Below are 9177 nucleotides of genomic sequence, written 5' to 3'. Positions count from 1 at the left end.
CAGGTGCGTCATCCCTCGCCGAACAGCACCACGGGCTTGAGGGTCTCGCCCTTCTCACTGTCGCTGAAGGCGGTGCGGATGTCGGCGAAGTCATACGTCTTGATGAGCCGGTCGTAGGGGAAGTCCCCGGCCCGGTACATCGCGATGAGTTCCGGGATGAACAGCTGAGGAACGGCATCGCCCTCCACGATCCAGGTGATCCGGATGCCGCGGGACAATGCCGTCGGCAGCGCCACGACCCCCTCGGCACCCGCCGCCGCCGCACCCAGCGCCCCGGCGTGCCCGCCGACGGCGAGCGCGTCGATCATCTGCGCGAAGACGCGGGCGTTGCCGGTGGTGTCGAGCGCCGTTTCCACACCACCCCCGGTGATCTCCAGGATCCGCGCCAGCGCATCCTCCTCGGCCCCGTTGACGGTGTGCGTCGCGCCGAGCTCCCGGGCGAACTCGAGTCGGGCGGGCACGACGTCCACCGCGATGATGGTGCCGACCCGCTGCGACACGGCGGCCAGCAGCGCGGAGAATCCCACCGCTCCCGCGCCGAAGACCACGAAGCTCCCGCCGGCTCGCGGGCGGAGGACGTTGAGCACGGCGCCCGCGCCGGTCTGCACGCCGCATCCGAGCGGCGCGAGCAGCTCCAGCGGCATATCCTCGGGGACCTTCACGACGCTCCGCACCGCGACGTTGGTCCGCTCGGCGAACGCGGACTGACCGAAGAAGTGCGAGTTCACCGGGCGACCGGCAGCATCGGTGAAGCAGGTCGAGCCGTCAGCCCGTCCGCCCGCGAAATTGTGGCGGTAGCTCTCCAGACAGTAGGCGGGGTGACCGCTGAGACACGACCGGCACTGTCCGCAGCTGTCGAAGCTGAGCACGACGTGGTCGCCCGCCCGCAGATCTGTGACCCCCGGGCCCACCTTCTCCACGACCCCGGCTCCTTCATGGCCGAGCACCACGGGGAAGGTCGTGGGGATCCAGCCCGCTTGGACGACCGCATCCGTGTGGCACACGCCGGTGGCCACCATGCGGACCTGCACCTCGTCCGCACGGGGGTCGTCCAGTTCCAGGTCCCGGATCTCGAGGGTCTCCCCCACGGCGTCGACGACGGCTGCTTTCACGGTCATGGTGCTCCTCTTCCTGATCTCGGACGGCACCCGGCGTCCTCGCCGTACGTACCGGTCCCCGTATGCTGCCTCCTCCGGTGCGGGAAGCGGGCCCCCTTGCGCCGGGCGCCCCGCCTCGCAAGGGCCGATGGAGACCACAGCGCGTCCGCGGGATAACATCGAAGGCTGTGTCCACGCCAGAACCCGTGATCTCCTTCCCGCCCGAGCTGCCCGTCAGCGCCGCGCGGGACGAGATCGCGCGCGCGATCGCCGACAACCAGGTCGTCATCGTGGCGGGGGCCACCGGCTCGGGCAAGACCACCCAGCTGCCGAAGATCTGCCTTCAGCTCGGACGTACCAGGATCGCGCACACCCAGCCGCGCCGGATCGCCGCCCGCACGATCGCCGAACGCGTGGCGAGCGAGCTGCAGGTGCCGCTCGGCGGCGTCGTCGGATACAAGGTGCGCTTCACCGACAAGGTCTCCGCCGACACCCGGGTCGCCCTGGTCACGGACGGCATCCTGCTCAACGAGATCCACCGCGACCGGCTGCTCCGCCGCTACGACACGATCATCATCGACGAGGCCCACGAACGATCACTGAACGTCGACTTCCTGCTCGGCTACCTGCGCCGCATCCTGCCCGAGCGCCCCGACCTCAAGATCATCGTCACCTCGGCCACGATCGATCCGGAGAGCTTCGCCCGCCACTTCGCCGATGCCGCCGGCCGACCCGCGCCGGTCATCGAGGTCTCCGGCCGCACCTACCCGGTGGAGATCCGCTACCGCCCGCTCGTCGACGACACGTCACTCGGCGAGGACGAGGACGAGGACACGGACGAAGACGACGACCACCGGCCCGCCCGCCCGCCGGCCCGTGCACCGAAGCAGACGGCTGCGCGGACCGCACCCGGAGCCGACGAGGACGAGGTCTCCGCGATCGTGGGGGCACTCCGCGAACTCGACCGGGAGGCGCCCGGCGATGTCCTGGTGTTCCTGCCGGGCGAGGCGGAGATCCGCGACGCGATGGACGCGGTGCGCGGCGCGTACGCGAAGGACGCCTCCCCCACCGAGGTGCTCCCCCTGTACGGTCGGCTCTCCGCCGCCGAGCAGCACCGCGTCTTCGAGCGGTCCACGGTCGCCGGGGTGCGGCGGCGGGTCATCCTCGCGACGAACGTGGCCGAGACGAGCCTCACCGTCCCCGGCATCCGGTACGTGGTGGACGTGGGAACGGCGCGCATCTCGCGCTACAGCAACCGGTCCAAGATCCAGCGGCTGCCGATCGAGGCGATCTCGCAGGCCTCCGCCCAGCAACGCTCCGGCCGCGCCGGCCGCACCGCGCCCGGCATCGCGATCCGGCTCTTCTCCGAGGAGGACTTCGAGCGCCGGCCGGAGTTCACCGAACCGGAGATCCTGCGCACGTCGCTGGCCTCCGTCATCCTGCAGATGCTCTCGCTCGGGTTCGGCGACATCTCGGCGTTCCCCTTCCTCACCCCACCGGATTCCCGCGGCGTCCAGGCGGCCTTCGACCTGCTGGTCGAGATCGGTGCGGTCCGCCGCACGCGTCAGGGCACGACGCTCACCGCGATCGGCCGGGAGATCTCGCGGCTCCCCATCGATCCGCGGTTCGCCCGGATGCTGATCGCCGCGCGGGACGGCGGTGTGCTCCCGAGCGTCCTGGCCATCGTGGCGGGACTGTCCATCCAGGACGTCCGGGAACGCCCCGAGGACCGGCGCGAGGAGGCCGACCGGCAGCATGCGCGGTTCACCGATCCGACCAGCGACTTCCTCACCCTGCTGAACCTCTGGAACCACCTGCGCGAGCAGCAGGCCGAACTGGGTTCGAGCGCCTTCCGGAGGCTCTGTCGCAGCGAGTTCCTCAACTACGTGCGGGTGCGCGAGTGGTTCGATGTGCACCGCCAGCTCGCGCAGCAGCTGGGCGTCCCCCGGGCGCAGACCGAGACCGACCAGACGGCCGATCCGGATGCGGTGCACCGCGCCATCCTCGCCGGCCTCCTCTCGCACATCGGCATCCTGGACGAACGCGAGAAGCCCCGGGACGGCCGTCCCGCCAAGCCCGAGTACCGGGGCGCGCGCGGGGCGCGGTTCGCGCTGTTCCCGGGATCGGGCCTGCGCAAGAAGCGTCCGCAGGCGGTGATGGCGGCCGAGCTGGTCGAGACCAGCCGCCTCTTCGCCCGAACCGCCGCCGCGATCGACCCGGCCTGGGCGGAGCCGCTCGCCGGGGACCTCGCCAAGCGGCAGCTCAGCGATCCGCACTGGTCCAAGGACGCCGGGGCGGCCGTCGCCGCGGAGAAGGTGACCCTGTTCGGGGTCGAGATCATCCCTCGGCGCCGGGTGCAGCTGGCCCGGTTCGACCGTCCGCTCGCCCGCGAGATGTTCCTCCGGCACGCCCTGGTCGAGCAGGAGTGGGATCCGACCGTGCTGCCGAAGCCGCTCACCGCGTTCTCGCGACGGAACGAGGAGCTGCGCCGCCGGCTGGAGAAAGTGGAGGAACGCGAGCGTCGGCGCGACATCCTCGCCGGTGACGAAGCCGTCTACGCGTTCTACGACGGCCGCATCCCCGCCGATGTCTTCGACCTGCGCTCGTTCGAGGCGTGGTGGAAGGACGCCTCGACGCGCACCCCGCGGCTCCTGGATCTCACCGAGGACGACCTGGTCGACGGGAACACCCGCGCCGACGAGCGGGACTTCCCCACCCGCTGGACCCAGGGTGATCAGGTGCTGTCGCTGGCGTACCGCTTCGAGCCCGGCGCGCCCGACGACGGAGTCACCGTCGTCATCCCCATGGCACTGCTGGCGCAGGTGCGCCCGGACGGTTTCGACTGGCAGGTGCCGGGCCTCCGGGACGAGCTCATCACCGCCCTCATCCGCGCGCTGCCGAAGGCGATCCGCCGGCACGTCGTCCCCGCCGGGGACTGGGCGGTGCGGTTCGCGGAGGAACTGGCCGGAGCCGGTCCGGAGAACCACGACGGACTCCCCCGCGAGGACCTCGTGACCGCCCTCGCGGCGCGTATCCAGCGCGTGGCGAACCAGCCGGTCACGGCCGCGGATTTCGAGCTGGACCGGGTCCCCACCCACCTGCGGATGTCTTTCCGCGCGGTCGACGAACGCGGCCGGGCGGCCGGCTCCGACCGGGACCTCGGTGCTCTCCAGGCACGCTTCGCCGACCGTGCGCGCAGCTCCGTCGCCCGGTCCCTCACCCGCCCGCGCGGTCTCGAGCCCCGCGCGGTCGCCACGGCATCGGCCGCCGCTCCGGTGGCGGAGCGGAGCGGTCTCACCGACTGGACCGTGGGCGAGCTCCCCGAGCGGGTGGACTCCAAGGTCGCCGGCGGCATCGTCCGCGGTTATCCCGCCCTGGTCGACGAGGGCGCGAGCGTGGCACTCCGCCTGGAGGCGACCCCGGAAGCGGCGGCTCGCGCCACGCGAGGCGGCGTCCGCCGGCTGGTGCTGCTGGCCGTCCCGTCGCCCACCTCGTACGTGCTCGACCACTTGACCGCGACCGAGAAGCTGGCGCTGGCCACGTCGCCGTACCCGAACGCCAAGGCGCTCGTCGAGGACGCTCGCGTGGCGGTGGCGGATGCCGTCATCGCCGGTATCGTCCCGGACGGGATCGTGCGTGACCGGGCCGGCTTCGAACGGCTCCGTGACGCGTTCTCGGCCGCCGTGACCGACGAGCTGTTCCGTGCGACCTCCCTCACCGCCCGCATCCTGATCGCCCTGCGCGAGGTGGATCGCTCGATGAAGAAGCAGAACTCCCTCACCCTGCTCGGCGCGCTCGGCGACGTGCGCGCGCAGCTGGCGGGGCTCGTGTTCCCCGGCTTCGTCTCCCGCACCGGCCTCGCCCGGCTCGCGCACTACCCGCGGTACCTCCAGGCCGCCAAGGAACGCCTCGACGCTCTCGCGGACCAGCCCGGGAAGGACCGCGCGCGGATGACCGAGTTCGAGCGCGTGGCAGCGGCGTACGCCGAGGCAGGCGGGACGATCCCGACCGGTCCCGACGATCCGGAGACCCTCGTGCACGCGCGCTGGCTGCTGGAGGAGTTGCGCGTGAGCCTGTTCGCGCAGCGTCTGGGCACGGCCGAGCCGGTCTCGCCGCAACGCATCGCCAAGGTGTTGCGCGGATGACTGCGCGTGCGGCAGAGTGTCGCAGCGTGGCACACGCGATCGTCTACTCCCGCCTCGGCTCCCCCGATGTCCTCCACCTGACCGAGATCGTGGTGCCCGCCCCCGGACCGGGCGAGATCGCGGTGCGGATCGAGGCGGCGGGCGTGAACCCGATCGACACGAAGCTCCGTGCCGGCATCCGGCCCTCGCCCCCCATCGTCGAGCCGCGCCGGGTGGGCTCCGACGGCGCCGGGGTCGTGACGGCGGTGGGAGCGGACGTGGAGGGCTTCCGGCCCGGGGACGCCGTCGTACTCTTCGGCGGCGAGGGGCTGTACGCATCCGACGTCGTGGTCGAGGCCGACCGCGTCCTCCCCCGCCCGGCGCAGGTCAGCGCGGTGCAGGGTGCTGCGCTCGGCATCCCGGTCGCCACCGGATACCAGGCCCTCCGCTCGTTGGACGTCGGCCCCGGCGACACCCTGCTGCTGCACGCCGGTTCGGGCGCCGTCGGCCAGGCCACCATCCAGTACGCGGTGCTGTGGGGGGCGACGGTCATCGCCACCGCGTCTCCCGGGCGCTTCGACCGGATCCGCTGGCTCGGTGCCACCCCGGTGGCCTACGGCGAGGGACTCGCCGACCGTGTCCGGGATGCGGCCCCGGAGGGCGTCACGGTGGCCATCGACGCGGCCGGAACCGATGAGGCCCTGCACACGTCGCTCGAACTGGTCGAGGACCGCTCCCGCATCGCGACCCTGGTGCGGGGCGCGGATGCCGACGCGCTGGGCATCCGCGCCTTCTCCGGCGGCAGCCCCCATCCGCTCACCGACCGGCAGACCGCCTGGCGGGCGGAGGCGCTGCCGGTGACGCTGGCGCTCCTGGCCGCGGGGCGCTTCGACCTCGAGCCGCCGCGGGAGCTTCCGCTGGCCGAGGCCGCCGAGGCCCACCGGCTGCTCGAGTCGGGCGCGGGCGGGAAGATCGTCCTCCTCCCCTGAGGCCGGCCCGGCGGACGACCTCAGCCCGTCGCCGGTGCCGCCTGACCGATCTGCCACACGTACGGCGGCGGCGTCCCGTTGACCGCCCAGTCGCCCACGATCCGCGCTTTGAAGACCACCGGGTTGTGCGAGGCCGCGGTGCGGGCGTTGCGCCAGTGCCGGTCGAGCTGTGCTCCGGAGCGCACACCGGAGGCACCCAGCGCGTCGAACACATCGCTCGTCGCCCGCTGGGCGAGATCGACCAGGACCACCTGCGCCTGGGCGGAATCCAGCTCCGCCGCCTCGTTCGCCGCCTGCTCCTCGTGCGGGTCGTCGCCGAACCGCGCCAGGTACGCGCGCTGCGCGGATGCGGCCGCGCGCACGGCCACGGCGGTCGCCGCCCAGCCCCGGGCGGTGGCGGTGCCCACGACCTGCTGGATCTGCGGGTCCTCCGGCCACCGTGCGGCGGCACCGTGACTGTAGACGCGGGTCCGCCGCGCAGCCGCGTCCGCGACGTCCCGCGCCGCGCCCCGTGCACTCCCCGCCAGGACGGCCAGCAGCACGAGCTGGTAGAACGCGGTCTGGTAGGCGAACCGTTCGCGGAACGGGATGACGTCCTCGGGGGCGACCGGCACCCGCTCCAGGAGCAGGGTGCCGCTTCCCGTGGTGCGCTGGCCGAAGCCGTCCCAGTCGTCGATGTGGGTCACGCCGGGCCGACGGGCGGGGACGATCGCGCAGACGTCCTCGCCGGTGTCGTCGCGGCGGGCGAACACGTCGATCCAGTCGGCGTAGATGCTGCCGGTGGCGTAGAACTTCCGCCCGTCCACGACCAGCCCGTCACCGTGCGGCCGGACCCGCGTCAGCACGTCCCCCACGGCCACGTCGCCGACCTCGGTCCAGGCGTTCCCGGCGATCTCCCCCGCCACGAAACGCTCGAACCACACGCTCTGATCCGTCCCGGCATGCGCGTTCAGGCGGTCTTCGACGAGGGCGAAATGCCCGCGGAGGGCCTGCGGGATGTTCGAGTCCGCCTCCGCGAGGTCGGTCAGCAGCTCGATCAGCTGCGGCAGGGACGCCCCGGCGCCGCCGTACGCGACAGGGACGCGAACCGCCCCGAAGCCCAGATCGGCGAGGGCGCGGATCTCCTCGTGAGCGAGCTCGCCCGTCGTCTCCCGGGCGACCGCACCCGCACGGATCCGCTCGAACAGCGGCCGGAACCGCTCGCGGAGCGCCCCCAGGTCGGCTCCGGTGGACAGGTCATCCGACCGGACCCCGACGCGCGGGGTCGCATCGACGCTCATCGGACGTCCGCCCCGGACGAGGCCACGGGGGCGAGCCGCTCGGCGAGACGGGAGTCGCGCGTGCCGTCCTGCGAGGACGGACCGCCGGCGAAGGCCCCGCGGTAGCGTGCCGCGGGGTGGGCCGCGTCGACCCGGGCACGGCCGCTGCCGTACAGCGCTTCCCGCAGCGTCGCCCCCTCGTACTCCGTCTGCGCACGTCCGCGCCGTTGCAGCTCGGGGACGACGTACTCGACGAGGTCCTCGAACGTGCCGGGGGTGATGGCGTAGGCGAAGTTGAAGCCGTCCACGTCCCCCTCGTCCACCCACCGCTCCAGTTCGTCGGCCACGCTCTCCGGACCGCCCACGATGACCGGTCCCATCCCGCCGATCGCGCGCTGGCGGACGATGTCGACCGGCGTCCACCGCCGGTCGGGATCGACCGTGGCGAGCGAAGCCAGCACGGAACGCAGGCTGTCGTTCTCCACCTCTTCGAGCGGCTGGTCCGGGTCCCACTGGCTGAAGTCGATGCCGGTCCAGCCGCCGTACAGGGCGAGCACCCCCTCGCCGGAGGCGTACGAGAGGTACTCCTCGAACTTCGCGCGGGCGTCCGCATCCGTCTCGCCCGTGATGACGGTGACCAGCACGAAGATCTTCACCGCGTCGCGCGCACGTCCTTCGGCCTCGGCGCGGTCCCGGATGTCCGCCGCGATCTCGCGCGCCTGCTCCGGGTTGGCGGGGCTGATGAAGACGCCCTCGCCGTGCTTGGCCGCGAAGGCCCGCCCGCGCGGCGAGGCCCCGGCCTGGAAGATGACCGGCGTCCGCTGCGGCGAGGGCTCCGAGAGGTGGATGCCGGGCACCGTGTAGTAGGTGCCGTGGTGGCCGATCGGATGCACCTTGCTCGGGTCCACGTAGACGCCGCGTTCCCGATCGGCGACGACGGCGTCGTCCTCCCACGACCCCTCCCACAGCTTGTAGGTGACGTCGATGAACTCCTCGGCAAGCTCGTACCGCTCGTCGTGACCGATCTGCTGGGTGAGACCGAGATTCACGGCGGCGCTGTTGAGATAACTCGTCACCACGTTCCAGGCGACGCGGCCCTTGGTGAGGTGGTCGAGCGTCGAGAAGGTCCGGGCGAGGGCGTAAGGCTGCTCGTAGGTGAGTGCCGCGGTGATCCCGAAGCCGAGGTGCGACGTCACGAGCGCCATGGCGGGCACCTGCAGGAAGGGGTCGCCGACCGGGACCTGGTCCGCGTCCGTCAGCGCGGCCGCGGCCGATCCGCGGTAGACGTCGTAGGTGCCGAGGACGTCCGCGATGAACAGGGAGTCGAACCGGCCGCGCTCGAGGAGCTGGGCGAGATCCGTCCAGTACTCGAGGTCCTTGTAGGACGTCGCCCTGCTGTCCGGATGGCGCCAGGTACCGGCGGACTGGTGGCTGATGCACGTCATGTCGAAGGCGTTGAGGATGATCCGCTGGGGCATGCACCGAGTGTCACGTCCCGCACCCGCATCCGCCATCGCGCCCGACACACAACGCAACGCGCCCCACCCCCCGCGCCGAGCCACCCCTTTTCCCCGCGCCGAGCCACCCCTTTCTCTGCGACCCACCCCGGTATCTGCCGCCGCGAAAGGGGCGGGATGCAGTTACCGGGGTGGGTCGGCGGGAGTGGGGTGGGGCGTGGGGCGTGGGGCGGGGGGCGGGGGCGGGGGGC

General features: G+C 72.4%; 5 protein-coding genes. 2 read left to right on the top strand and 3 right to left on the bottom strand.

Features of this window, described 5'->3' with window-relative positions; translation table 11 throughout:
• Positions 1-8: 8 nt before the first annotated feature.
• Complete coding sequence (locus tag F6J84_RS04815) at positions 9-1118, bottom strand: NAD(P)-dependent alcohol dehydrogenase (protein ID WP_150971836.1); 1110 nt, start codon at positions 1116-1118, stop codon at positions 9-11.
• A gap of 167 nt (positions 1119-1285) precedes the next feature.
• Here F6J84_RS04815 and hrpA point away from each other — a divergent pair, with 167 nt between their 5' ends.
• Together hrpA and F6J84_RS04805 are read left to right on the top strand one after the other, a co-directional pair.
• The gene (gene hrpA, locus F6J84_RS04810; protein ID WP_150971834.1) at positions 1286-5242 is read left to right on the top strand and encodes an ATP-dependent RNA helicase HrpA; all 3957 of its coding nucleotides are present in this window, start codon (positions 1286-1288) and stop codon (positions 5240-5242) included.
• 26 nt (positions 5243-5268) lie between these two features.
• Positions 5269-6210: a quinone oxidoreductase family protein gene (locus F6J84_RS04805; protein ID WP_150971832.1), complete on the top strand. Its 942-nt coding sequence runs from the start codon at positions 5269-5271 to the stop codon at positions 6208-6210.
• A gap of 20 nt (positions 6211-6230) precedes the next feature.
• Here the strand turns inward: F6J84_RS04805 and F6J84_RS04800 are convergent, their stop codons facing one another.
• Positions 6231-7490, bottom strand: a complete 1260-nt coding sequence (locus F6J84_RS04800; protein ID WP_150971830.1) for an acyl-CoA dehydrogenase family protein — start codon at positions 7488-7490, stop codon at positions 6231-6233.
• Entirely contained in the window at positions 7487-8947 is a 1461-nt protein-coding gene (locus tag F6J84_RS04795) for an LLM class flavin-dependent oxidoreductase (protein ID WP_150971828.1), read from the bottom strand. The genes F6J84_RS04800 and F6J84_RS04795 overlap by 4 nt, the downstream gene beginning before the upstream one ends.
• Between the last annotated feature and the right edge of the window lie 230 nt (positions 8948-9177).

This window comes from Microbacterium caowuchunii (assembly GCF_008727755.1).
In the GTDB taxonomy this organism is placed as follows: Bacteria; Actinomycetota; Actinomycetes; order Actinomycetales; family Microbacteriaceae; genus Microbacterium; species Microbacterium caowuchunii.
This window is presented reverse-complemented; position numbering and strand designations above follow the sequence as displayed.

Excerpts from the sequence above, each read along its gene's own strand:
- F6J84_RS04815 (WP_150971836.1), bottom strand. The coding sequence starts at position 1,118 with ATGACCGTGAAAGCAGCCGTCGTCGACGCCGTGGGGGAGACCCTCGAG.
- F6J84_RS04800 (WP_150971830.1), bottom strand. The coding sequence starts at position 7,490 with ATGAGCGTCGATGCGACCCCGCGCGTCGGGGTCCGGTCGGATGACCTG.
- F6J84_RS04795 (WP_150971828.1), bottom strand. The coding sequence starts at position 8,947 with ATGCCCCAGCGGATCATCCTCAACGCCTTCGACATGACGTGCATCAGC.